Source organism: Dactylosporangium sp. CS-047395, from assembly GCF_050942185.1.
Lineage (GTDB): Bacteria > Actinomycetota > Actinomycetes > Mycobacteriales > Micromonosporaceae > Dactylosporangium.
In genome coordinates, this window is sequence record NZ_CP192015.1 from 2,910,292 (window position 1) to 2,934,321 (window position 24,030).

Sequence of the window (24,030 nt, forward strand, 5' to 3'; positions counted from 1 at the left end):
CCGTTCACAAGGCTCACGCCTGACGGAGGCAAAAGGTTCCTTGCTGAGATGCGTCAGAATTCGCTGGCTTCCGCGGGCAGCCAGGCGGCCTCGGCGAGCGCGCGTGTGGCGGCGTCGGCGTACGTCGCGGCGGCCAGCCAGGCCTGCGCGAACGCCGTCCCGTCGTCGTCGGCCAGCCGCCCGAACGCGTTGCGCGGCCGGTCGTTCGCCGCCGCGACGAGCCGCTCCAGCAGCGCCGCCCCGGCCTCGAAGCGCGCCCGCCGCAGCCGGCTCGCGTCCGACGTTCTCGAAAGCGTCAGCATCACCCGCCCGCCGGCGACGGCCCGCTCGACCTGCGCCGTCAGCAGCCGCAGCGCCGGATCGTGGGCCTCCCGGGGGACCGGCACCGGCGCGGGTGCGCCTTCCGCGGGCGCCGCCGGCAGCTGACTGGCGTGCAGCCGGTCGAACGCCAGGTCGGCGTGCCCCTCGATCCGCCACCGCTCGCCCGCGACCGGCGCGACGGCCAGCGGCAACACGGTCCCCGGCCGGCCGGGGTCGGGCCGCGCGATCAGCAGCATCCGCAGCCCGGTGGCCCGCCCGAGCACCCGCAGGTTCTCCCGATACCCGAGGTCCGGATGATCCACGGCCACCCGCAGCGTGAGCGGCGTGCCGTCGGCGTGCTCGGCCTGCACGGCGTCTCCGTCGGTACCGCGGACGGTGACCGACAGGAACAGCAGCTCACCCCCGGCGGCCCGGTCGCCGACCGGCACCGCGAGCGCCGCGAACGCCCGGCGCACCTGCGCGGCCACGGGTTCCGCCCACAGCCCGGCCAGCGGCTCCTCGTGCCACGCGACCCCGGACGCGGTGACCGCCCGCACCCCGCGCCCGGCCCCGAGCTGCCGGCTCTCCGCCGCGGTGGCCCCGGTGAGCACCAGCCCGGCCCGCGCGAACCCCCGGTGCGTGAGCGCCGTCTCGCCCATCGCGAGCGTCGCGTCCCCGCCGCGCGCCGCGCGCTTGGCGTCGCCGGGCATCACGTCGGCGACCATCCACAGCCGCCCGTCCCGGTCCGCCGCGTACGTCACGACCCCCGCGTGCCCGGTGCCGGCGAGGACGGCGGTGGAGCACAGGCCGTACAACCGCAAACTGCCCTCGACCTGGTACTGCCGCCGCGCCGTGCCCAGCTCGCGGCTCGCCCCGGTCCGCAGTGCGTGCGTGACGAGCAGCAGCTCCCGCAGCGCCACGCCGAGGTCGGCGAGCCGGTAGTGCGCGTCGTCGCCGCGGGCCGCCTGCAGCAGCGTGGCCACGACCCGCGCCGCGGCCGCCGGCCGGTACACCTTCGTCGCCTGCGCCTCGTGCGCGGCCCGCAGCAGCGCCGCCCGCGCCACGGCCCCCGACCCGCTGACCCCGCCCCCGAGCACGTCGACGGCGGCCCGCCACACCTGCTCGACGGCCGCGCGCTGCGCCACCCCCAGCTCTTCGGCTTCTTCGCCCTGGGGCAGGGTTTCCGACGTCGTCGCCGCCGGCGCGTCACCCACCGGCGCATTGGACAGCACGCCCGCGCGGTGCAGACAGTTCGGCGCCAGCAGACAGGTGCAGGTCACGTCGGCCGCCGACCGCACCACCCCGCCGGTCGCGACCAGCGTGACGGTCGTGGCGTCGTCGATCGCCACCGTGTACCGATTCCCGTCGACGGTCACCGTCAGCCCCGCGAACCGCCCCACGGCGTCGTCGAGCTTCTTGCGCAGCCGGGCCGGCAACCCGTCGACCGCCGCCACCAGGACGGCCGCCTCGATCGGCGGCAGTGACGCGTTCACGGCTTCACCTTCTCGGCGACCCACCGGGCCAGTTCGAGCGGGCTCAACGCCGCCACCGGCATGCCCGCCGCGACGAGCTGCGAGGCCACCGGGACCGAATAGCGCGGCCGCCCGGCGTCGTCGAGGCTCGCGCACCCGAGCAGCGTCACGCCCGACTCGACCAGCGCGCGCGCCTCGGCGAGCAGCCCCCCGAGCGGATAGCCTTCCTCGAAGTCACTGACAACCACCACAAGCGTCCGCGACGGCACCGTCACGAGGCTCCGCGCATGCCGCAACCCCTTCGCGATGTGCGTACCCCCGCCGACCCGCACCTCCAGCAGAAGCCCCAGCGGATCGCTGACCCGCTCGCTGAGGTCCACGACCTCGGTCGAGAACGCCACGAAGTGCGTCGTCAATGCCGGTACCCCGGCCAGGATCGCCCCCGTCAGCGCCGACCAGATGATCGACGCCTCCATCGACCCCGACACGTCGACGACGAGCACGAGCCGCCAGTCCACCCCGCGCCGCGCCCGGGTCCTGAACACCGGCCGCTCCGGAATGACCTGCACCCGCCCGTCCGCGAGCCGCCGGCTGGTGGCCAGGTTCGCCCGCAACGTCCGCGGCAGATCGAGCGGCCCGCCCGGCCGGTACGTCGGCCGCGGCGTGCTGATCCCCGCCAACGCCGGCCGCAACCGCGTCGCCAGCCGCCGCGTGAGCTCGTCCACGATCCGCGCCACGAGCGGCCGCAACCGCGCGAGCGAGCTCTCGGGCATCGCCCCGGCCAGCGACAGCACGGTCTGCAGCAGCTCGACCGACGGATTGACCGCCTCCGGCTCCAGCAACTCGACCGCGTCCCGCCGCCCGCCCTCGGCCGCGCGGGCCAGCACCTCTTCGCGAATCCCGGGCCCGAACAGCGCCTGCAACTCCTCGGCCCACTCCCGCACGTTCGGGAACGGCGCCTCCCGCCCGGCCCGCCCTCCCGCCTCGGCCGCGGACCCTTCGCCCCGCCCCTTGCCGTACAGCTCATCGAGCGCCGTCGCATACCGCCGCGCCGCCGGGCTCAACCGCTGCTCCTGCCGTCCGAGCAACAACCGCCACCGATCGGCCACCGCGAGATCCCGCTTCCCGCCCGCCGTTGGACCGGCGCCGGTCTTGTTCGCGTGTGTCGTGCCGGTGCGCGGGGGTGCGTCGGGGGCAGTGTCGTTCGCCCGATCGCCGGGCGCACCGTCCACAGTGGTCGCGTGCTCCTCGACCGGCCCCGCGGCGGACGTCGGCCGCGCATCGTCCGGCATCAGACCCAGCGCCGCGGCCGCCTCCCGGCCGGCGCGGTCGGCCAGCAGCCGGCGCAGCAACGCGTCCGGGTCGGCGTCGGCGACATCGGGGGCCAAGCCGAGCCGATCCTCGACCACGGCCAGCAGCCGATCCCGCCCCGCCGGACTCACCGCATGGAAGCCGCCCCGCAACGCCGGCAGCCGCGCCAGGAATGCGTCGTCGGGCAGCGTCGCCACCCGGTCGAGCAGCCCGTCCAACGCGTCGGGCCCGGACTGCAGCAGCGGCTCGGCCGCGCCCAGCAGTCCGCGCAGGTGGCCCAGCAACCGGCGGCGCGAGTCGTCGTCGATCGCCGCGTCCACCCAGGACGCCACCCGCGTGCCGAGCGCGGCGGGTTCGGCCAGGCCCAGCAGCACCTGCACCGCCCCGGCGGCGGCGGACATCGTCGGCGTGCCGTCCGCCGAAAGCCGCTGCAGCGCGTCGGCCAGCCGCAGCCCCACCCCGGCGGCATCGGCGCGCCGGCCCAGGGCCACCAGCGCCTGCACGTCGGCCAGTTCGTCGGAGCCGGCGAGCCCGTCGATCTGCCGTACCGCCGCCGCCTCGAGTGCATCGCCCAGCGCCCCGAGATCGCCCAGCCCGGCGGCGACCGCGGCCGGAAGCCCCGGAACGTGCCCGCTGCGCAGGCGGTCGAGCAGCCCCAGCGCGGCCATCAGCTCGTCGAGCGTGGCGCTCGCCGGAAGCTGCTCCGCGACCTCGGCCAGCCGCTCGCCGGCCAGCCCGGCCAGCCCGCACTCGGCCGCCGCCGCGAGCCCGGCGATGATCTGCGCCGCGGTCGCCCCCTCAGCCGCCTCCTCGCGCCGCCGGCGTTCCCGCAGCGCGCCCTCGGCCGCCTGGGCGAGCGTCACCCCGCGTACGCCGGCCACGTCCAGCATCGCCTCCGTCCCCGGCGTCCACCCGACGTTCCACCGGGTGGTGAGCGCGTCGACCCCGGCCGTCCCCTCGACCGCGGTGTGCTCGCCATAGGGGATGCGGCATACCCCGAGCTGCCGCAGCACCACGTCCCGCCGCCGGTCGAGCTCGGAGCGCAACGGGTCGAGCCGCAGCTCCTTCGCCGCGCCGCCGGGCCCGGGCAGCCGCAGTTCTTCCAGCAGCACCTGTACCGCCGGCCGCAACCCCGACCGCGGAGCCTCCGCCGCCAGCGTCCCCCGAACGTCCCCGACCAGCACCGCCTCCATCGCCGCGGCCACCACCCGCCCCCGCCCGAGCACCTCCCCGTGCGCGAGCACACTCTGCAGCGCCTCGACGATCTCCCCCCGCCCCGGCGCCGGCAGCCCCCGCAGCCGCGCCAGATCCGACGCGAGCCGCACCACCTCCCGCGCCTCCGCCGGCCCGGCCGGATGCCCGCCGGCCCGCACCCGCGCACACACCTCCACCACGCAAGCGAGCGCCGCCGCCTCCACCCCGTCGGCCCGCCCCGCCGCCCGCACCACGGCCTGCTGCCACCGCGGATCCCGAATCCCCGCCGGATACCCCGAACGCGAATCCAGCAACGCGAAGCTGTACGGCACCAACGACGTCACCACGCCGCCACCACCACGCCCGCCGCCCACGTCGACAACGCCGGAGCCATCGCCGTCGGCAGCGGTCCCCGCGTCGATGACACCCGCGTCGCCGAATCCCGCTGTGCCGTCGACGAGGTCCGCGTCGGCACCGAGCGACGAGCCCGGCAACAGCGCCGCGGCGTGGAAGGACCCGACGACCGCCGCCACCCGCTTCCCCTCGACGGCGCCCAGGCACCTGCGCATCCAGGCCTCGCGGCGCAGGTCGAGCGCGGGCACCCCCGAGCCAGAAGCCGCATCCGTCCGCATCGCCCAGCCGACGAGCAGCGCCGCCCGCCGTACCGCCTCCGGCGACGACCCCGGCGCCCGCGCCTCGACGACCCGGTCCCACATGTCCTCGTCCGGCCGCCCGCTGGCCGCCCGCCGCAACGCCTCCCCGAACGCCGTCCCCGGCGCGCTGGAATCCGGCGACAGCGAGCCGGCCCGCCAATCGCGCGACGCCAGCGGCAGGTCGCACGGCACGACCGGCACCCCGTTGGCCGCCGCCCAGCGCACCGCCACCAGCTCCGGCGAGAAGTCCGCGAACGGGTAGAACGCCGGGCTCCCGTCCGTCCCCACCACGCCGGCCAGCGCCACCGGCGCCGTCGTGGCGGGATCGGCGAGCCACGGCAGCCAGGAGGCGAACTCCGAAGGCAGCTCCAGCAGCAGCACCTCCGGCCGGTACGCGTCCAGCAGCGACCCGATCACCACCGACAGCGCGGGGGAGTGGTGCCGCACCCCGATCAGGTACGGCGAGTGCGACCCGGCCAGCGCGGCCAGGGCCTCGTCAGGGCTGGAGGACATCGCGCAGTTCCCACAGCTGCCGCCACATGCGGGCGCCCTCCTCGGCGCGGCGGCGTACCGCGCCGTCCCAGTACCCCAGCAGCTTGGCCCCGTCCGCCGGGTCGTCCTTGCACACGACGCCCTGCAGGTGGGCCGGGAGCAGGGAGAGGACGTCGCGGTCGCCCGGGAAGTAGGCGGCGGCCAGGCCCAGCGAGGTGGCCACCGCCACCGCCTCGGCCGTGCTCATCACCGTGGACGGGCGCTCGACCTCCCAGCCCTCGACCGACCGCCCGCCGCGCAGGTCGCGGAACGCGGTGACCAGCGCCTCCAGCACCGCCTCGTCGACCTCGAACGGGGTCTGCACCCGCTCCAGGGCCGCCCGGGCCTGCCGGCCGACCAGGGCGGTCTCCTGGGCCAGGTCGGGGATCGGGCCGACGGTCTCGAAGTTGAACCGGCGCTTGAGGGCGGCCGACATCTCCGACACGCCCCGGTCCCGCAGGTTCGCGGTCGCGATGAGCGTGAAGCCCGGGGCGGCATGGACGGTCGCCCCGTCGGTGCCGGAAAGCTCCGGCACCGCGATCCGCCGGTCCGACAGGATCGAGACCATCGCGTCCTGGACCTCCGGCAGGCAGCGCGTGATCTCCTCGATCCGCGCCACCGAACCGGCCCGCATGGCGCTGAGCACCGGCGAGGGCACCAGCGCCTCCGGGCTCGGGCCGTGGGCCAGCAGCAGCGCGTAGTTCCAGCCGTACCGCAGCTGGTCCTCGGTCGTGCCCGCCGTGCCCTGCACGACCAGCTCGCTCGTCCCGCACACCGCCGCCGCCAGCAGCTCGGACAGCATCGACTTCGCGGTGCCCGGCTCGCCGACGAGCAGCAGCCCGCGCTCGCCGGCCAGGGTCACCACGCACCGCTCGACGAGGGCCCGGTCGCCGACGAACTTGCGGGCGATCTCCAGCTTGGCCGGCACCCCCTCGGGCCGCTTGCCCTTCGGCAACGCCAGTTCCCCGTCGCTGCCGACGATGAACGTGACGACGGCCCGCGGGGTGAGCCGCCACCCGGGCGGCCGCGCCCCGCCGTCGAAGGCCGCGAGGAACGCGAGCTCCTCCGCGTGCGCGTGCTCGGCCGGATCAACCTGTCGGGAAGTGCTCATTTGCGGCCCCTGGTCTGGAGTTCCTCGAAACGCGGCGAGTCGCCGGACACGATCCGTTCCCACGCGATGCCGAACAGCGCCGGCGCGGGCGCCACCGGCAGGGCGGCGGCCAGGAACGGCGCGTGGTCGCCGGCCCCGATGAGGATCGGCTTCTTCCACCGCTCGATCGGCAGCACCGGCGCCTTCCAGGCCAGCCACCCGCCGGGCAGGAACAGCGACCGCCCGGCCCGCGGCCGCTTCGCCTCGACGACGAGCCCGGAGCCGAGCAGCTCGGCCCGCGCCGCCTTGAGCCGGGCCGGCTTCCATCCGGTCCACGCGGCCACGTTGCGGTCGGTCGGGTCGGGCAGGGCGAGCAGCTGCAGGTACAGCGTGGCCGCGTCCGCACCCAGCCCGTGCCGCTCCGCGACCTGCGCGACCAGCTCCGGCGCCGAGCGCGACGGGTCGTGCGGCGCCTCCACGGCCGGGGCGTCGACCCAGCCCGTCAGCGCGTCGCCGAGCACCGTCCGCAGCGCGAACATCGGGTGCCGGGTGCCGTCCAGCGCCTCGATCACGGCCTCCACCCGCGGGTCGTCGATGCCGTCCATGCGGGCGGGGCGGACCCGGACCTGCCGCCAGTACCCGCGGGCGGTGGCCACGAACAGGCCCGCGTCCAGCTCCTCCTCGCCGCGCTGGACATCGAGGCCCAGCTGGGCGAAGACCTTCTCGACGGCCGTCTCCTCGCCGCCCGCCACGAACAGCTCGAACGCCGGGTCACGGGTCAGCGCGCGCACGGCCGCCAGCACTGCGGGCAGCCCGGCCCGGATCGGGTCGTCGGCCGGGAGCCGCCGGACCAGCCACGGCAGGCCGCGGGCGACGGTGACGAGCAGGTCGTCGCCGTCCACGCCCCGGTCGACCCCGTGCAGCCAGCGGCAGGTGTCCGGGTTGGCCACGCCGTGCAGGAACTCCGACGCGCTGATGTCTGACGGGATCCCGGCCCGGCGGCAGTCGGCGATGAGCTCGTCGCTCACCGGTGTCCGCGCGCCGACGGCCGCGGCCCGCCACGCCCCGAACCGCTTCGCGTCGGGCCCGTCGGTCCACAACCGCGCCGGGTCGTCGGGCAGCAGGGCCGCGGGCGCGCCGCCCTTCGCGGTCAGCCCCGGGTCGCGGCGCACGGACTCGATCGCCGCCTCGACGGCGTACTCGGTGACCGCCGGACCCGCGGGCTCGCACCCGGACGCCGACCACTGCTTGGCGTCGGTGGTCCCGGACACCAGCACGGTCGCCTCGGCCAGGCTGATCCCGGCCGCGGCGGACAGCGCCCGCACGGTCTCGGGCCGCAGCAGCACGGCCGCGCCGCCGTGGGCCCGCCCGGCCGCGACGAACCGCTCCACGGCGGCGCGGTCCAGGCCCCGCGTGTCGTACTCCCGCTCGAACCGGATCGCGTGGCCGGGCACGGGCCCGAAGCGGCCGTCGGCGGCGTGCTCGATGCCGCTCACCGTGCCGTCGCCCGGCACCACCTGGAACGGCAGGACGATCCGCCCCGGGCCGGCCGCGAACGGCTGGCCGGGCACCATGACCGGCGCCTTGCTGTCGGACTCGAGCGTGACCCGGCGCGTCCGGCCGGCCCCGTCGAGCAGCCCGGACCCGGCCACCACCTCGAGCAGGTCGAGCAGAGCCGTCCGGTATTCCCCACCCGTAGCCGGCGAAGCCGCCCGCAACATGATCGACGGCAGCGCCCCGAGCGTCTCCCACCAGTCGAGGTCGCCGCCCCGGCACCAGGCGTCCACCGGCGTCCGCGGCTCGCGCCCGGTCAGCACCGCCCCGCCGTCGGTGAAGTGCTTGGCCCACTCCCGCCCGTGGTCGTAGCAGCCCGGGATCAGCCCCTCGGTCGCGTCGTCGAGCAGGTCGTCGCTCGCCAGGTGGGCGTCGGCGTCGACGAGCGCCGCCGCCGCGGGCCCGCCGGCCAGGATCTCCTCGGTGACGCCGGTGAGCCGGGCCAGCCGCAACGCGGCCCGGGCGGCGTGGCGCACCACCCCGCCGACGCCCGCGATCAGCTTCGGGTCGCGCAGGCCCGGCAGCGCCGCGCGGACGGCCTCCCGCACCCCCTCGTCGGGGATCTCGGCCTTGTCGGCGTCGGCCCCGGCGAGCCCGGCCACGGCGTGCATGACCCGCCCGGCCTCGTCGTCGCCGAACGCCCGCAGCGCAAGGGATCCGGCCTCGTCGCGCGGCCGCAGCTGGTGCCAGAACGCGGTATGCGGCACCAGCGCGGTGCCCTCGGCGAACGCGCCGTCGTCGCCGTGCGTGCCGACGCTCGAGAAGCAGAGCCCGTCGGCGGTGTACAACCGGACGGTCACCTGCCGCCAGGCGTGCTCGACGTAGAGCCCGTGCACCGTGTCGGAGCCGGGGAAGCGGATCGCGCCGGAGAGCACGCCCGCGTTGCCGGAGCGGGTCGGGGGCGGATCGGCCAGCGTGAACGCCCGCCCGTCGATGCCCTCGCCGGACCGGCCGGCGTCGGTGTGCCGGACCCGCCAGCCGACGAGCCCGTCGCGGTGGCCGAGCGGGCTGCCCGCCATCCGCGCCGACGCCGGGCGCAGGCCGCAGTTGGCCACGTCGAGCTGCTGCCCGTCCGCGGCCCCGCTCTCGAAGAAGCCCGGCAGGGAGGCGCGGCCCCGTTCACCGGTGGCGGCGTCGTACTCGTACCACCGCATCGAGTAGTCGGACTCCTGCTGCAGCACCCAGTGGTGCCGCCCGTCGCTCGCCACCCGCCCGAGCTCCTGCGCCTTGCGGTCGCCGGCCCGCAGCGGCCGCCCGCCCGCCGTGCGCCCGCCGCCGGGCAGCGCGAGCGAGCGCTCGCCGTGCTCGTTGAGCCCGTCCTCCTGGCCGGTGAACACGTCGTCGGGGGCCCCGCTCCAGTAGCCGGCCCGCTCCCCGTCGCGGTTCCAGCCGACCAGCAGCTGCCCGTCGGCCCAGCGAACGTGCACGTTCCACGAGTAGCGCAGCTCCTCGGCCGGCACCCGCAGGACGTGGTCGAGCTCGACGCCCTCGTCGCCGACGACCAGCACCCGGTCGTTGCGCCGCAGCAGCAGCGCCGGCCACTGCGGGGTGATGACCAGGTTGTCGGTCAGCGCGTTGCGGTCCAGCGCGTCGAGCGTCGCGGCGGCGGACTCCAGCGCCGGCCAGCCGAACTCGTCGACGACCCCGGCCCGCAGCGTCCGGCCGAGCAGCGGCCCGAGATCGAGCGCCGTGATCCGGGCGATCGCCTCCGGGTTGACCGCGAGCCCGTCCGGGCAGGCCACCAGGGTGAGCCGGTCGAGCTCGTGCCCGATGGTGGTGAGTCCCTGCTGCTCGGCCCGCTCGGCCAGCCGGTCGAGCCACCAGTGCAGCGCGGTGCGCAGCCCCGGCACGGCCACCACGTTGGCCACCCGGTCGGGCGCGACCCGGGCCTCGCCCGCGCGGTACCACGTGTGCAGGTAACCCTCGATGCTCGCGGCCATCAGCGCCCGCAGCCGCTCGTCGGCCGCCACCACGCGCAGGTCGCGCCGGCCCGCGCCCTCGTCGGCGAGCCAGACGTTCACGTCGCAGCGGGCGTGCTCGTGCGGCGCCGCCACCGGCACCGCGCGGTCGAGCATCAGGTCGGCCAGGTCGAGGTCGATCCGGGTGTGCCTGGACGCGATCTCCACCGGGGTGCCGTCCGCGACCAGCCGCGGCACCATCCGCTCGGCCAGGGCCAGGAACCGGGCGTTGCGCTCCTTGCGCCAGCCCCGGCTGCGGTCGGCCCGGCCGAGCCAGCCCGCGGGCCCGTCCGGCGACTCGGCGGCCGGCTCGACGCCGCCCGCCGCCCCGGTGAGGGCCTCCGCCGCGCCGGACTCCTCCAGGATCTCCAGCCACGTCTCGAACGGGCAGTCCTGCGGGAACATGCCCAGCAGCTGCCCGCGGACCTTCGGATCGCGCTTCGCGATGCGCAGCAGGGCCGGCCGGTACGCCTTCCAGAACCCGCCCGGCGCCCGCAGCAGCGACGGCGCGGCGAGCAGCTCGCTCAGCAGCGCCTCGTCCTCCTCCGGGCCGAGCTTGGCCGCCTTGGCCAGCCGCCCGAGGTCGACGTGCATCTGTGCGTAGGGCGGCATCCCGCCCAGCGTGCGCTCCAGGCACAGCCGGCGGAACCGCTCGTAGGCGACCGCCGGCTCGGCCCGGGCGGCCAGGTCCCGGGCGTGCTGGGCCAGGGCCTTGGCGGTCAGCGCGCCGGCCAGCGCGAACTCGAGGAACACGGTGTGCTGCCGCTCCTCGTCGATCGCGAGGGCGTAGGTGCGCTCGGCCTCGCGGGCCTTGCCGAACATGGAGGCCGCGTAGGTCTGGCTGTCGGCGGCCAGGAACGCCCGGGCCGCCTCCTCGTAGAACGTCGGCAGGAAGTGCGGCACGGCGCGGGCCAGCCGGTTGCCGAGCTCGTTGAACCCGTCGCGGGCCGGCCCGATGCGGGACTTCGCCACCCGTACGAGCCGCTCGATGTCCTTCACCAGCGCCAGCGCGTGGTGGCCGTTGGCGGGGTCGTGCACGAGGGCCCAGGCCGGGAACCCGAGGGCCTGCTGGCGGACCAGCCCGACCTCGGCCACCGCCTCCGGCGCCCCGAAGCCCAGGAACTCCATGGTGAGGTCCTCGGCCGGCCCCAGCGTGCCCGGCACCAGCCGCACGATCGTGCGGCCTTCGAGCACCGGATGGCTGTACGCCCGGGTCGTGAGCGTGTCGACGGTGTCCCCAGCGACGTCGGCGCCGGCGGGTACCACCGCACCAGCGTCCAGCAGAGCCTCGCTCACGCCTCCTCCTCCTTGCTCTCCTCGACGATCCGGCCCGCGTAGAGCGCCGCGGCCATGCGCATTCCCTCGGACCAGGCGACCGGCCCCACCTCGGCGAGCGGGATCGACTTGCCGTCGGGGTGGACGAAGACCAGGTCGCCGGTCTCCGCCTCCGAGTAGGGATCGTCGGCCCCGACCCAGCTGCGCGCCTCCAGGCCGCGCCCGTCCTCGAAGACGCGGCAGACGGCGTAGCCGCCGCGCACCGGATAGCCCAGCGAGCCGGCCCGGGCCAGCAGGTGGCGCAGCTCCTTGAACCGCCCGCCGGCGTAGTCGCGCACGCTGCCCGCGCCCGGCTCCAGGTCGGCCGGGCGGGTCCAGGTCTGCCGGAACAGCTGGTCGACGGCCTGTTCGACACCGAGGTCGGCGGCGAACTCGCGCAGGTCCTCCAGGTCGGGCAGCCGGGTCGGGTGCGGCACCGCGATCCGCTGCGCGGGCAGCCGGACCGTCTCGCCGTCGAGGTTCACGATGCCGATCCCGTCGGCGGTGGCGTCGCGCAGGAACCCGGCCTCGTCGGGGTCGAACCCGCCGTCGTCGTCGAGCACCGCGACCACCAGGTCGGTCAGCGCGGCCCGCCAGGTCTCGTCGGGCCAGACCCGGGCCAGCAGCTCCGCCGGCACCGGCAGCGACCGGATCATCCACAGGTCGACCTGTTCGCGCACCTCGGCGGTGTGCCGGTCGAGCCACTCCTGCAACTGCCGCAACCCGGCGACCACGGGGTCGTCACGCAGCGTCGCGGGCACGGACCGCAGCACCTTGCCCTTCTGATTGCGGGCCGCTATCCGCCCCGCATCCAGGGTCACCTCATAGCCGCCGCCGGCCGCCAGCCACGCCATCCCGGGTTGCCTCCGTCCACCTCGGTATCGGATGTCCGGCACACTATCGAGGGGGTGCGACATTTCTCCGCGGGCCTGGCATCGTGGAGGGCATGTGCAGGAACATCCGCGTGCTGAACAACTTCGAGCCGCCCGCCACCGAGGACGAGATCGAGGCCGCCGCGCTGCAGTACGTGCGCAAGGTCGCCGGGATGACCCGCCCGGCCGCGGTCAACCAGGAGGCGTTCGACGAGGCCGTCCGCGCGGTCACCGAGGCCACCCGGGTGCTGCTGGACAGCCTCGTGACCCGCACCCCGCCGCGCGACCGCGAGACCGAGGCGGCCCGGGCCCGGGCGCGCGCCGAGCAGCGGTACGGCCCCCGCGAGTAGCCCCGCATGCCGCTGCTGGAACGGGATTCCGCGCTCGCCTCGCTCGCCGAGTACGCCCGCCAGGCGAGCGCCGGCGAGGGCCGGATCGTGCTCGTCGGCGGCGAGGCCGGGGTGGGCAAGACGGCGCTGGTCGAGGCGTTCACCGCGGGCCGCCCGAAGGTTGTGTGGGGCATGTGCGACGGGCTGTTCACGCCGCGGCCGCTCGGCCCGCTGTTCGACATCGCCGGGCAGATCGGGCTGGACGTCGCGGCGGTGAGCCGCGACGAGCTGTTCGCGGCCGCCCTGCGCGCCCTGGCCGGCGTCGACATCCTGGTCATCGAGGACCTGCACTGGGCCGACGAGGCGACCGTCGACCTCGTGCGCTTCCTGGGCCGCCGGCTGCGCGGTACCCTGGCCATCCTCACCTATCGCGACGACGCGCTGACGCCCGGCGACCCGCTGCGGGTGGCCCTCGGCGACCTGGGCACCCAGCGCGCGACCCGGCGCATCGGGCTGGCCCCGCTGTCCGAACCGTCGGTCCGGGCGCTGGCCGAGGACCGCGGGGTCGACCCGGCCGAGCTGTTCCGGCTCACCGGCGGCAACCCCTACCTCGTCAGCGAGCTGCTGCGCGACGACAGCGGGGGAGTGCCGGCCTCCGCCCGCGACGCCGTGCTCGCCCGGGCCGCTCAACTGCCGCAAACCGCCCGTCTTGTACTGGATGTTGCCGCCCTCATCGGCACGCGCGTCGACCCGCGACTCCTGACCGGCGCGACTCGGGCGGCACCGGAGGCGCTCGACGATCTCGTCGCCTCCGGGCTGCTCATCGGGGACGGGACGGTCCTGCGATTCCGGCACGAGCTGGCGCGGCTGGCGATCGCGCAGGCGGTACCACCGCATCGAACGCGACCCGCGCACGCCGCGGTGCTCGCCGCGCTGCAGCGGCTCGGCTCGAGTGACGATGCGAGCATGGCGCACCACGCGGAGGCGGCCGGGGACGCCGAAGCCGCACTGCACCACGCCGTGCGCGCGGCCCGGACCGCGGCCGGTCTGCGCTCGCACCGGGAGGCGGCCGCGCAGTACCGGCGGGCCGTGCGCGCCGACGGCGACGACCCGGCGCTGCTGGACGCGCTCGCCGTCGAGCTGTCGATGATCGACGCCTGGGCCGAGGTGGCGGAGGCGGCCGAGCGGGCCCGGGTGCTGTGGCGGGCGGCCGGCAACGGGCTGCGGGAGGGCAACGCGCTGCGGGTGCGCGCCTCGGCCTGGGTCAGCCTGTGCCGCGGCGGCGACGCCCTGACCGACCTGGAGGCCGCGCTCGCCGTGCTGGAGCCGCTCGGCCCGACCGAGGAGCTGGCACGCGCGTACGCCCAGCTGGCCAAGCACCGCGCGCTGGCCGACCGCAACGCCGAGGCGATCGACCTGGCCCGCCGCGCGCAGGCCATCGCCGCCCCGCTCGGCCGGCACGACCTGCTCAGCGACACCCTCAACACCGAGGCGGCGGCCCGGCTCATGCTCGGCGAGGCGTGGATCCCGCTGATGCGCCGGGCGCTCTCCGTCGCGATCGAACACGGGCACGACGAGGAGGCCGGCCGGGCGTACACCAACCTCTACGGCCTGCTCTGCCGGGCCCGCCGCTTCCCGGAGGCCGAGCCGGTCTACCGGGAGGCGATCGCCTACTGCGACGAGCACGACGTCGACACCTACGGCACCTGCCTGCGCGGCGAGCGCGCCGCCTCCCTCGCCCGGATGGGCCGCTGGGCCGAGGCCCTGGCGCTGTGCCGGATCGTGCTGACCCGGGTCGAGGAGGCGTCCCCGATCAACCGGATCTACGCGTTGTACGTCCACGCCACCATCCGCGCCCGCAAGGACGAGCCCGACGTGTGGGCGGCGCTGGACGAGGCGGCCGAGTCCGCCGACGGCTCCGGCGAGCCACAGTGGATCATCAAGGCGCGGCTGGGCCGGGCCGAGGCGTACTGGCTGGCCGGCAAGCTCTCCGACGCCCGCGCCGAGGCCGAACTGGCCGACGACGCCTGCGCCCGGGCCGACGGTTGGCTGCGCGGCTGGGTCGCGACCTGGCTGGCCCGCACCGGCTCGGACCGCCCCGCGCGCGGTGCACTGGCGGAGCCGTTCGCGCTGGAGATCGCCGGCGATTTCGCGGGTGCGGCGGGCGCGTGGGAGGCGCTCGGGTGCCCGTACGACGGCGCCCTCGCACTTCTCGGCGCGAGCGACGAGGACAGCGCGCGGCGGGCCCTGCAGGTCTTCGCCGACCTGGGCGCGACCGCGGCGGTGCGGGTGGCCCGGCAGCGGCTGCGGGACCTGGGCGCCCGCTCGGTGCCGGTCGGCCCGCGCACCGCCACCCGCGCCAACTCGCACGGCCTGACCCGCCGCGAGCAGCAGGTGCTCGACCTGGTCGCGGAGGGCCTGACCAACGCCGAGATCGCCGCGCGGCTGGTCCTGTCGGTGAAGACCGTCGATCACCACGTCTCCGCCGTGCTCGCCAAGCTCGGCGTGGCCTCGCGCACCGAGGCGGTCGGCAAAACCCGGTAGCCGCGCCGGGAAATCTGGGGATCCGATCCCGATCCGCCGGTACCGCCGGTCTCCGTACGGTCAGCGCACGAACCCGACCGAGGAGGCACCACCATGCCGCTCTACATGGACATCCACAGCATCGACGGCGGCGTGGCCGTCGACGACGTCGTCAAGGCGCACCAGGCCGACCTGCGCACGCAGGCGAAGTACGACGTGAGCTACCTGCGGTACTGGGTCGACGAGGACCGGGGCAAGATCTTCTGCCTGGCCGAGGCGCCGTCCGCCGAGGCCGCCGCGGCCGTGCACCGCGAGGCCCACGGACTCGTCGCCGGCGAGATCTACCAGGTGCAGGAAGGCTCCTGAGCGGCATGCCGACGTTCATGGGCGTGCACGCCGGCTACGCGGACGTCACTCCGCGCGAGCTGGCCGCGGCCCTCGCCGCCGACCGCGCCTGCGCCGCCGAGGAGGGCGTGCGGTTCGGGCGCGGCTGGCTCGATCCGGGCACCGGGCTGATGTTCCGGCTGGTGCACGGGCCGGACCGGGAGGCCGTCGTGCGCGCACACGAACGCGCGGGGCATCCGGCGACAGGGATGTACGAGTTGCCGCAATAATGGCGTTGCACCTTCTCCGCCTGTGCCATCACTGGGGGCACGCCGAGGGGGCGGGGGCGCGCCGGCCGTGCCACCCCGGGGCGAGTACCTGGGAGGCCTCGAGGAGGCACGGCCGGAACGCATCCGCGCTATTCTCGGAATGCATCCTCCTTCGCACCGATGCCGCGTGACCGTCCGACTACGGCACGATGTGACCCGATGGGGCTGACACAGCGAGTCCGGGCCGCGCTGGACTGGTCGCGGATTCCGGACGAGTCCGGCGAGGAGATCGTCCGCGCCAACGAGCAGCGCCTCGCCCGCATGGTCGCGTACGTGCGGCTGGCGACCGTGCCGTTTCTGGCCGTACCCCTGGTGGAATGGCGCAACCTGCCCCGCCCCTGGATCGTCGTGGCGGCCCTGTTCGCCACCGCCGCCTGGGCGCTGTTCGTGCTCCGCCGCGTCCGCACCAACGGCGGCCTGCGCGGCGACCAGCTGCTCGCCTTCGCCGACGTCGCGTTCTGCGTCGCGCTCATGGTCGCCGGCTCCCGCGCGGGCCTGCCCGAGCAGCGCAACGCCGTGCTCACCGAACTGGTGCCGGTCAGCCTGGTCAGCCCGGTCGTGCTCGCCTTCGCCGTGGGCCTGCGCGCCCGCGCGGCCGCCGCCGTGCTGCTGCTCTGCGCGACCTGGGCCGCCTCGGTCTGGCCCGACGTCTCCCAGAAGCTCGGCTCCGACGTGCTCGGCTTCGTCGTCTGGTACGTCGCCGGCCTCGCCGTCGCGACCCTGATGCGCGGCATGGCGGCCCAGACCGCCGCCGCCGTCGCCCACGCCCGCCGCCTCGAGCTCGCCGTGCACCGCGAGGGCTTCCAGCGCTCCCTGCACGACGGCGTGCTGCCCATCTTCGACGGCATCGCCCTCGACGAGCGGGTCGGCCGCGACACCCGCCGGGCCGCCCGCCGCGGCGCCATCCGGGCCCGCGCCCTGCTCTCGACCGACTATGCCAAGGGCAATTTCGAGGCGCGGGTCTTCGAGCTCGCGGCCACGTTCTCGGATCTCGGGCTGCTCCTTTTCCCCCGGGTGTACGTGCACCACGAACCGCCCCCCGAGGTGTCCGACGTCCTGCTGTCGGCCGCACACGAGGCCCTCGCGAACGCGCTCAAGTACGCGGGCGCCGACGCCGAGGTCGTCCTGTTCGCCGAGGCGACCGAGGACACCGTGGAGATCTCGGTGCTCGACAGCGGCGCCGGCTTCGACCCGGCCGGCACCCCGCAGGGCCGCGGCTACACGTCGTCGCTGCCCGCCGTGAACACCGTCGGCGCCTCGTGGGACGTCACGTCCGCGCCCGGCCAGGGAACTAAGGTGGAGCTGCGGTGGCCGGCGCCGTAGTCATCGTCGACGACCACCGCCTGGTCGCCGGCCCCCTCGTCACCGTGCTCACCCCGCTGCTCGCCGCGCACGGGTTCACCGTCCGCCCGCTCGCCGCGACGGTGGCCGCCTGCATCGCCTCGGGCCCGCCCGGCCTGGCCGTCTGCGACGTCATCCTCGGCGCGGGCGCATCGGGCGCGGAGGCGGTGAAGGAGCTCGTCGCGCACCGCTGGAAGGTGCTGCTCATCTCCGGGTACGCGCCCGAGGAGCAGGTCCTCGACGCGATCGCCGCCGGTGCCGGCGGCTACCTCGAGAAGTCCGAGGACCCGGCCGGCCTCGTCGCCGCCGTCCGCGCCGTGGACTTCGAGGGCCTGCACCTCTCGGCCGCCCTCGCCGCCATGCTCTACGCCGACCTGCGCCGCCGCCCTCGGCCCACCGGCTCCGAGCTGTCCACCGGCGACCAACGGGTGCTGCGCGCCTTCGTGCAGGGCGAGCCGCTCGACCGCGCCGCCCGCTCGTGCGGCCTCACGGTGGATCAGGCCCGGGCGGCGGTACGGCGCATCTTCACCGCGGCCATCGCCCGCCGCCAGCAGCTCCAGCTCACCCCGCGCGAACTGGAGGTGGTGCGGCTGGTGGGCTGCGAGCATCTGTCCACCGCCGCCGTCGCCCGCCGCCTGTACGTCTCGATCGACACCGCGAACACGCACCTGCGCTCGATCCGGCGCAAGTACCACCTCGTGCACCCGGAGGCCCCGGCCAACCTGCCACAGCGCACGGCGGCCCAGCTCTGGGCCCGCGAGTTGAACCTGTGTTAGTCCCGTTGCGAGCCCCGCTCACCAGGACTGGGGAGTGTGTTCTCACCCCCGGAAGCCGGACAATATCGACAAGACCGGCTGGTCACCCCGGGGGGTGTGACCAGCCGGCGTGCGTTGCGGGTCGGCCTGCCCGAAGTACCGTCGAAATGGACGGTTCCTGGAAGGCGGGGTTGCCATGATCGTCACACGCGACGAGGTGCGGGTCGGCGTGACACCGTTGTGCGCATATGAGCACCTGGTGCACTTCAGCGAGTATCCGAGCTTCATGTCGGCGATACTCTTCACCGAAGCGGCCGGCCACGGCGGCCACCTGACGTTCGACATCGGCGGCCGCCGCGTCGAGGCCAACGTCGAGCTCTCCGACACCGAACCGGGCCGCTTCGTCCGCTGGCGCAGCGAGGCCCTGACCGAGTCCTTCTGGCTCCACGAGGCCGGCGACCACGTGACCGACATCGCCGCCATGACCGAACTCGACGACGTCCTGATCCCCCTCTTCGACGCGTCCCCCGAGGCCATGCTGCACGAGCGGCTGCACATGAACCTGAAGGGCTTCAAACGCTTCTGCGAGGAGCACGAGCACTCGTTCGAGGCTTAGATCGACAGCACCCGGTCGAACAGCTTGTGGTACTGCATCACCTCGTCGCGCAGCCCTTCGGTGCGGTCGGCCTGATTCGCCTGCCGGGCCGCCACCCGCTCCTCCTGCGCGTGCACGTTGTCACTGAGCTCGTGCAACGCCTGGTCGATGAGCTGCTTGGCATCGGCCACACTGCCGGGCGGGTCCTCGACGAACTTCGTCTGCACCTCGTTGAACCAGCGCTGCTGGTACTGCTCCTTCTTCCCCTGATCCCAGAGCCCCGCTGACTGCTGCTGAGCCGCCGACTGCTGCGCTTGGGTCGGCGTAGGCGGCGTCTGTTGCGTCGCCGTCTGTTGCGTCGGCGGCTGTTGCACCGGCATCGGCTGCTGGGCCTGCTGGCCCTGCTGGTTGGGCGTGGGCTGCGGCATCCGCGCCGGCGGCCCGGTCGTCGGCGCGGGCGGCATCCCCGGCGTGGTCGGCGCAGCCTGCGGCGGCGTACCGGAGCGGATCGGGTTGATCGAGCTGTCATCGCGCATCACGATGTTCCCCTTCCCTTCCCGTGAGCTACTCCTTGGCACGCTAGCCCGCAGGGCAGGACCCCGCCCTCACCCGCGAGTAACCGTGCTGCCCATCGCCGATCTCGGCGGGCTCAGCCGGCGAGCAGGTCGGTGATGCTCTCCGCGGGCACCGGGTGCCCCAGGTGGTAGCCCTGCCCCGTGTCGCAGCCCAGCTCCAGCAGCCGCCGCGCCTGGTCCGGGGTTTCGATGCCCTCCACGGTCACCGACAGGCCCAGGTCGCGGCCCAGGTTGATGATGGAGGTCAGGACGGTGCGGTCCGGGCCGGTGACGGCGTAGGGGTCGTCGCGCAGGAAGGCGATGAAGCACGCCGCGATTTTCAGGGTGTGGACCGGCAGGTTGCTGATTTCGGCCAGGCGGCAGGTGCCCGTACCGAAATCGTCCAGGGCGATCCGCACGCCCATGCGGGCCAGGTCGTCCAGTGTGCCCAGCATTTCCGGGTCCAGCAGGACGTTTTCCGTCACCTCGAGTTGGAGGCGGTGTGGTGGGAGGGCTGTCTCGTCCAGGATGGCGCTGATCATGGCCGGCAGGCCGGGGCGGCGCAGCTGGGCGGCGGCGATGTTGACGCTGACGAACAGTGGGGTGCGCCACACGGCGGCCTGGGCGCAGGCCTGGCGGAGGACCGCTTCGCCCAGGGGGACGATCAGGCCCGTGTGCTCGGCGAGGTCGATGAAGCGGCCGGGGGCCAGCAGGCCGTGGACCGGGTGGCGCCAGCGGACCAGGGCCTCTGCTCCGGCTACGGTACTGCCGGCGAGGTCGACCAGCGGCTGGTAGTACACGATGAACTCGCCTCTGGTCAGGGCGTCGGGCATTTCGGCGCTGAGGGCGTGCCGCGCGGCTTCCAGGGCGGCGCGGTCCGGGTCGAAGACCATCCAGCGGCCGCGGCGTTCGCGTTTGGCCCATTCCAGGGCCCGTTCCGCGGCGCCGAGGAGGGCGGCGGGGTCGGTGCCCTCGCCGGGGCGTTCGACGACGCCGACGCTGGCGCCGATCGGGAGGTGGTAGCCGTTGTTGATCGGGAAGGTGTGGGCGATCGCGGCCAGGGCCTGGTCGGCGGCCTTGGTCACCTCGTCGGGCCCGGTCGTGTCGGTCATCAGCAGGACGAAGGCGTCGGCGCCGAGGTGGGCGGCGAAGTGGCCGGAGGCGGCGGCGAGGCGGCCGAGGCGGTGGGCGACGGTGCGCAGGACCTGGTCGCCGCTGCGGTACCCGAGGCTGTCGTTGATGGTCCGGAACCGGTCCACGTTGAGCAGCAGCAGGCCGACGCGGGACTGCGGGGCGGACAGGGCGGTGCGCAGGCGGCTCAGCAGGGCGGCGCGGTCGGGCAGGTCGGTGAGGCCGAGGCGGGCCGAGTCGCGGCGCAGTTCGGCGCGGCGCAGTTCCTCCTGCGCGGCGACGGTCTGGTCGATCAGCGCCGTGGTGTGGCCGGTGATGAGCGCGCCCAGGAACGCGGGCAGGCGGCCGTCGGCGGCGAAGTGGCGGCCGATCAGGGTCGTGGTGCGGCCCAGCAGCTCGGGCGTGGCGAGGCCGGCGAGGACGAGGTCGGCGCCGATGCGGCGGGCCGGATCGGGGGTGAACGGATCGGCACGCAGCGTGTCGTCGATGCGGCGGGCGAAGCCTTCCAGCAGACCGTACACCTCGCTGCGACTGTGCCGCAGCACTGTGTGATCGGTGATGATCCGGGTCCAGGCGCGGGTGAACGCCTGGAGCTCCGGTCTCATAGGCGCTAACGATACATCTCAATGGGCACTACGGCTTGCGACCCACCGCGGCCAGGACTTCCGGGCGTTGTTCGGTGCCGGCGTCCTCCGGTTCCGGGTGCCAGTCGGTCACCGGGACGACACCCGGCTCGACGATCTCCAGGCCGGCGAGCAGGCCGCGGATCTCGTCGGAGCTGCGCAGGTGCAGGGGCGTGGACGTCTTCTGGTACACGCTGCTGACCTTCTCGGCGTCCTCCTCCCGCTGCGGCGGGGGCGAGCCGTGCGAGACCACCACGAAGCTGCCGGGCTTCACCGCCTCCCGGAACCGGCGCACGATCCCCGCCGGATCGTCGGAGTCGGGCACGAAATGCAGGACGGCGATCAGCAGTACCGCGATGGGCTCCGTGAAATCGAGCAGCCCGCTGACGGCGGGGTCCCGCACGATGTCGTCCGGGGCCCGCACGTCGCCCAGCATCACGTCGGCGTTGGGGTTGTCGGCCAGGATCGCGCGGCCGTGCGCGACGGCGACCGAGTCGATGTCGACGTACATCACCCGGGCCCGCGGATCGGCCTGCTGGGCCACCTCGTGCGTGCTCGCGAGGGTCGGGATGCCGGAGCCGACGTCGAGGAACTGCCGCACGCCGCCCGCGACCAGGCGGCGCACCGCGCGGCCGAGGAACGCCCGGTTGGCCAGGCCGATCTGGCGCGCGTTGGGCGCCATCGCCACGACCTTCTCGACCATCTCCCGGTCGGCCGCGAAGTTGTGGAAGCCGCCGAGCGAGTAGTCGTACATCCGCGCCGCGTTCGGCACACTGATGTCAATGCCTTCCGGGGCCCATTCCGGTCGCGTCATCGCCGTACCTTATCGCTTGTCGATGCCTGCCGGGGTACACAATGTGGCCACATGGCCCCAAAGTCAAGCCTCCCGTTCGGCGGCGAGCTTCGCGTCCGACTCGGCGAGCCGGCGCAGGGTCTCGCGGCGCCGGCGCGGGATCGAGGCCAGCTGCCACACGAGCAGCCCGAGCGGCACGCAGGTCGCCGGCCACATCCACCACGTCGAGCCGGCCAGCTCCGAGGTCAGCTGCGGCCGCGCGACGCCGAACACGTCGAACGTGACCGGCACCTGATCGCCCCGGATCGGCGTGTGGTACGCGCCGCCGATCTCGAACCGGCCGTTCGGGCAGTCGAGCGTGATGTCGTTGGCCGGGGTACGGGTGTGGGTCCGGTGGTTGGTCGACGAGCCGACGTCGATGGCGGTGACGACGCAGACGCGTTCGACGCCGAAGTGCTCCAGCAGCAGGATCCGCGGCGCGAAGAGCAGGGCGATGGCCAGCGCGAGGAAGCCGAGGAAGTTCGCCGCCATCGCCCGGAAGTCCGCCGCGATCTTCAGGGATCCGGGGATCCACAGGATGTACGACCCGATCGCGCCGGCGATGCCGATCACCATCGACGCCGGCGCGGCGTCGATCACGCCGCCGATCAGGGTCACGAGGAGCAGGCCCAGCGCCCCGGCGACCAGGCGGCGGCCGACGCGCTCCCGCGCCAGGTACTGCTCAACGGTCAGCATGCCCGCGCACGGTAGCCCGGTCAGCGGCCGCACGCTGCCGGGAAAGCGATAAACTCGCCCGTGCTTCGCCGGGCCGATCTTCTCGCTGTTGGCAGTTATGTGCTCGCCGCATTGTTCGTCTGCGGGCGGTTGCTGGCGCATCCGGGGCAGCGGCTGCCGTACACGCCCGGGGATCGCATTCAGGCGGAATGGCACCTGGCGCTCGCGGCCCGGCTGCTCGGGCACGGCGGCAATCCGTTCCTGCTCGACCGGATGAACGCGCCGGTCGGGGTCAACGCGATGGCGAACACGATGCAGTACGGCCTCGGCGTGCCGCTGGCCCCGATCACCTGGCTGTTCGGCCCCGCAATCGCGTTCGACGTGCTGATCGTGCTGGCATTGAGCGGTACCGCCGCGGCCTGGTATTGGCTCTTGTCGAGGCATGTCGTCGACTCCCGGCCGGCCGCCTGGGTCGGCGGGCTGCTCGGCGGATTCGCGCCCAGCGTCGTCGGTCACGTCACCTTCCACCCGAACCTGGCCGCGCAGTTCCTCGTCCCCGTCATCGCGTGGCGGGTCGTGAAGATGCGGCACGCCCGCGACGGCATCGCATTGGCCGCGCTCGTCGTCTGGCAGGTCTTCATCAACGAGGAGACGCTGTTCATCACCGCGCTCGCGCTAGGCGTGTTCCTGCTGGCGTGGCGCGGCCTACGCTGGCGGGCGCTGCTGCCCGGGCTCGGCGTGGCGGCCGCGATCTCCCTGGTCGTGCTGGCCTACCCGCTGTGGTGGCAGTTCTTCGGCACCGGCGCGTACCGCGGCGGCGAGCACCAGATGACCACCTTCCACACCGACCTGCTCGGCGTCGGCTCGTTCTCGCGCACCTCGGTCGCCGTCCGGTGGAGCGAATTCCCGCCGGCACCCGGATTCTCGGCCGAACAGCACGCCCATCTCGGCTGGCCGCTGATGCTCGCCGCGCTGACGTTCGTCGGATGGCAGTGGCGCGACCGCCTGATCCGTTCCCTGGCCATCACCGGCGCCGTGTTCCTGGTCCTCTCGTTCGGGACCGAACTCACCATTCGCGGCCGGGCGACCGGCATTCCCGGCCCCTACGCGCTGCTCGCCCACCTGCCGTTGTTCGACACGCTGCTGCCGACCCGGATGGGTGAGGCATTGACGTGGTCCCTCGCCCCGATCGCCGCCCTGGCCGTGGCCCGGTGCCGTTTCCCGTCCCGGATCCTGGCCGTGGGCCTGGTCGCCGCGCTGCTCGTTCCGGCCGCCCCGACGCCCACGCCGGTCATCGACCGCCCGGCCATTCCGGCCTTCGTTTCCAGCGGCGCCTGGCGCGGTTACGTGGATGCCGATGATTCGGTACTGGTCGTGCCCCTAGCCGATTTCGACCACTGGACGGCCCTGTCCTGGTCGACCGCCACGGGCCTCGACATGCGCCTTTCGCACGGCTATTTCCTCGGCCCGGAGGGCGGCGTCACGGGCCACCACGCCGTGGTCGGCCCGCCGGCGCGCTCTTTGGACCGCCTGCTGCGCGCCCCCCGCCCAGTGACCGACGCCGACCGCAGCGCGGCGCGGGCCGACCTCGCGTACTGGCACACCGCGATCATCATCAGCCTGCCCGACCAGGCCTTCGCCGCCCAGCACGCGCTGCTGGACGACCTGTTCGGCCCGAGCCGCCCCATCGAGGGCGTCCGCCTGTGGGACGTCCGTGCTTTAAGGCTCAATTAGATCACTAGGGGCTGCGGGGCGGGGCGCCTACGATCT

General features: G+C 74.6%; 17 protein-coding genes. 8 read left to right on the top strand and 9 right to left on the bottom strand.

The window, feature by feature from the left end; all coding sequences use genetic code 11:
• Nucleotides 1-53: 53 nt before the first annotated feature.
• Genes ACQP00_RS13590 through ACQP00_RS13610 form a run of 5 tightly spaced genes read right to left on the bottom strand, consistent with a single transcriptional unit; the run spans nucleotide 54 to nucleotide 12,231 of the window.
• On the bottom strand, nucleotides 54-1,793 hold the full coding sequence (locus ACQP00_RS13590) for a hypothetical protein (RefSeq protein WP_433218847.1): 1,740 nt from the start codon (nucleotides 1,791-1,793) through the stop codon (nucleotides 54-56).
• Nucleotides 1,790-5,443: a DUF5682 family protein gene (locus tag ACQP00_RS13595; protein WP_433218849.1), complete on the bottom strand. Its 3,654-nt coding sequence runs from the start codon at nucleotides 5,441-5,443 to the stop codon at nucleotides 1,790-1,792. Before ACQP00_RS13595 ends, ACQP00_RS13590 begins: the two co-directional genes overlap by 4 nt.
• Entirely contained in the window at nucleotides 5,427-6,572 is a 1,146-nt protein-coding gene (locus tag ACQP00_RS13600) for an ATP-binding protein (protein ID WP_433218851.1), read from the bottom strand. Before ACQP00_RS13600 ends, ACQP00_RS13595 begins: the two co-directional genes overlap by 17 nt.
• Complete coding sequence (locus ACQP00_RS13605; protein WP_433218853.1) at nucleotides 6,569-11,359, bottom strand: hypothetical protein; 4,791 nt, start codon at nucleotides 11,357-11,359, stop codon at nucleotides 6,569-6,571. Before ACQP00_RS13605 ends, ACQP00_RS13600 begins: the two co-directional genes overlap by 4 nt.
• On the bottom strand, nucleotides 11,356-12,231 hold the full coding sequence (locus ACQP00_RS13610; RefSeq protein WP_433218854.1) for a DUF4132 domain-containing protein: 876 nt from the start codon (nucleotides 12,229-12,231) through the stop codon (nucleotides 11,356-11,358). Before ACQP00_RS13610 ends, ACQP00_RS13605 begins: the two co-directional genes overlap by 4 nt.
• Before the next feature lie 92 nt (nucleotides 12,232-12,323).
• Between ACQP00_RS13610 and ACQP00_RS13615 the strand changes: the two genes are divergently transcribed.
• The 7 genes from ACQP00_RS13615 to ACQP00_RS13645 all read left to right on the top strand — a co-directional run bounded on the left by ACQP00_RS13615 (nucleotide 12,324) and on the right by ACQP00_RS13645 (nucleotide 18,466).
• The gene (locus tag ACQP00_RS13615; protein ID WP_433218856.1) at nucleotides 12,324-12,599 is read left to right on the top strand and encodes a DUF2277 domain-containing protein; all 276 of its coding nucleotides are present in this window, start codon (nucleotides 12,324-12,326) and stop codon (nucleotides 12,597-12,599) included.
• Between the two features lie 6 nt (nucleotides 12,600-12,605).
• Nucleotides 12,606-15,122: an ATP-binding protein gene (locus ACQP00_RS13620; protein ID WP_433218858.1), complete on the top strand. Its 2,517-nt coding sequence runs from the start codon at nucleotides 12,606-12,608 to the stop codon at nucleotides 15,120-15,122.
• Nucleotides 15,123-15,215: 93 nt separating this feature from the next.
• On the top strand, nucleotides 15,216-15,467 hold the full coding sequence (locus ACQP00_RS13625) for a DUF4242 domain-containing protein (RefSeq protein WP_433218860.1): 252 nt from the start codon (nucleotides 15,216-15,218) through the stop codon (nucleotides 15,465-15,467).
• Nucleotides 15,468-15,472: 5 nt separating this feature from the next.
• Entirely contained in the window at nucleotides 15,473-15,715 is a 243-nt protein-coding gene (locus tag ACQP00_RS13630) for a nickel-binding protein (protein ID WP_433218862.1), read from the top strand.
• A 198-nt stretch (nucleotides 15,716-15,913) separates the two neighbouring features.
• Nucleotides 15,914-17,077 carry a sensor histidine kinase gene (locus ACQP00_RS13635; protein ID WP_433218864.1) on the top strand — a complete coding sequence of 388 codons (1,164 nt, stop codon included), beginning with the start codon at nucleotides 15,914-15,916 and terminating at the stop codon, nucleotides 17,075-17,077.
• Nucleotides 17,062-17,871, top strand: coding sequence for a response regulator transcription factor (locus ACQP00_RS13640; RefSeq protein WP_433218866.1), 810 nt, complete (start codon nucleotides 17,062-17,064; stop codon nucleotides 17,869-17,871). Before ACQP00_RS13635 ends, ACQP00_RS13640 begins: the two co-directional genes overlap by 16 nt.
• Nucleotides 17,872-18,046: 175 nt before the next feature.
• On the top strand, nucleotides 18,047-18,466 hold the full coding sequence (locus ACQP00_RS13645; protein ID WP_433218868.1) for a hypothetical protein: 420 nt from the start codon (nucleotides 18,047-18,049) through the stop codon (nucleotides 18,464-18,466).
• On the opposite strand, the gene ACQP00_RS13650 is transcribed toward ACQP00_RS13645, so the two are convergent.
• From ACQP00_RS13650 to ACQP00_RS13665, 4 genes are all read right to left on the bottom strand, one after another.
• Nucleotides 18,463-18,984, bottom strand: coding sequence for a hypothetical protein (locus ACQP00_RS13650; protein WP_433218870.1), 522 nt, complete (start codon nucleotides 18,982-18,984; stop codon nucleotides 18,463-18,465). The genes ACQP00_RS13645 and ACQP00_RS13650 overlap by 4 nt on opposite strands.
• A gap of 110 nt (nucleotides 18,985-19,094) precedes the next feature.
• Nucleotides 19,095-20,735 carry a putative bifunctional diguanylate cyclase/phosphodiesterase gene (locus tag ACQP00_RS13655; protein WP_433218872.1) on the bottom strand — a complete coding sequence of 547 codons (1,641 nt, stop codon included), beginning with the start codon at nucleotides 20,733-20,735 and terminating at the stop codon, nucleotides 19,095-19,097.
• 28 nt (nucleotides 20,736-20,763) lie between these two features.
• Entirely contained in the window at nucleotides 20,764-21,567 is an 804-nt protein-coding gene (locus tag ACQP00_RS13660) for an SAM-dependent methyltransferase (protein WP_433218874.1), read from the bottom strand.
• 63 nt (nucleotides 21,568-21,630) lie between these two features.
• Nucleotides 21,631-22,281: a hypothetical protein gene (locus ACQP00_RS13665; protein ID WP_433218876.1), complete on the bottom strand. Its 651-nt coding sequence runs from the start codon at nucleotides 22,279-22,281 to the stop codon at nucleotides 21,631-21,633.
• 99 nt (nucleotides 22,282-22,380) lie between these two features.
• Here ACQP00_RS13665 and ACQP00_RS13670 point away from each other — a divergent pair, with 99 nt between their 5' ends.
• Nucleotides 22,381-23,994, top strand: coding sequence for a hypothetical protein (locus tag ACQP00_RS13670; RefSeq protein ID WP_433218878.1), 1,614 nt, complete (start codon nucleotides 22,381-22,383; stop codon nucleotides 23,992-23,994).
• The last annotated feature ends 36 nt before the right edge of the window (nucleotides 23,995-24,030 follow it).

What these genes read in the sequence shown, in the direction of transcription:
- ACQP00_RS13595 (WP_433218849.1), bottom strand. Translation starts at nt 5,443, where the DNA reads ATGTCCTCCAGCCCTGACGAGGCCCTGGCCGCGCTGGCCGGGTCGCAC.
- ACQP00_RS13600 (WP_433218851.1), bottom strand. Translation starts at nt 6,572, where the DNA reads ATGAGCACTTCCCGACAGGTTGATCCGGCCGAGCACGCGCACGCGGAG.
- ACQP00_RS13610 (WP_433218854.1), bottom strand. Translation starts at nt 12,231, where the DNA reads ATGGCGTGGCTGGCGGCCGGCGGCGGCTATGAGGTGACCCTGGATGCG.
- ACQP00_RS13615 (WP_433218856.1), top strand. Translation starts at nt 12,324, where the DNA reads ATGTGCAGGAACATCCGCGTGCTGAACAACTTCGAGCCGCCCGCCACC.
- ACQP00_RS13620 (WP_433218858.1), top strand. Translation starts at nt 12,606, where the DNA reads ATGCCGCTGCTGGAACGGGATTCCGCGCTCGCCTCGCTCGCCGAGTAC.
- ACQP00_RS13625 (WP_433218860.1), top strand. Translation starts at nt 15,216, where the DNA reads ATGCCGCTCTACATGGACATCCACAGCATCGACGGCGGCGTGGCCGTC.
- ACQP00_RS13630 (WP_433218862.1), top strand. Translation starts at nt 15,473, where the DNA reads ATGCCGACGTTCATGGGCGTGCACGCCGGCTACGCGGACGTCACTCCG.
- ACQP00_RS13635 (WP_433218864.1), top strand. Translation starts at nt 15,914, where the DNA reads ATGGGGCTGACACAGCGAGTCCGGGCCGCGCTGGACTGGTCGCGGATT.
- ACQP00_RS13645 (WP_433218868.1), top strand. Translation starts at nt 18,047, where the DNA reads ATGATCGTCACACGCGACGAGGTGCGGGTCGGCGTGACACCGTTGTGC.
- ACQP00_RS13655 (WP_433218872.1), bottom strand. Translation starts at nt 20,735, where the DNA reads ATGAGACCGGAGCTCCAGGCGTTCACCCGCGCCTGGACCCGGATCATC.
- ACQP00_RS13660 (WP_433218874.1), bottom strand. Translation starts at nt 21,567, where the DNA reads ATGACGCGACCGGAATGGGCCCCGGAAGGCATTGACATCAGTGTGCCG.
- ACQP00_RS13665 (WP_433218876.1), bottom strand. Translation starts at nt 22,281, where the DNA reads ATGCTGACCGTTGAGCAGTACCTGGCGCGGGAGCGCGTCGGCCGCCGC.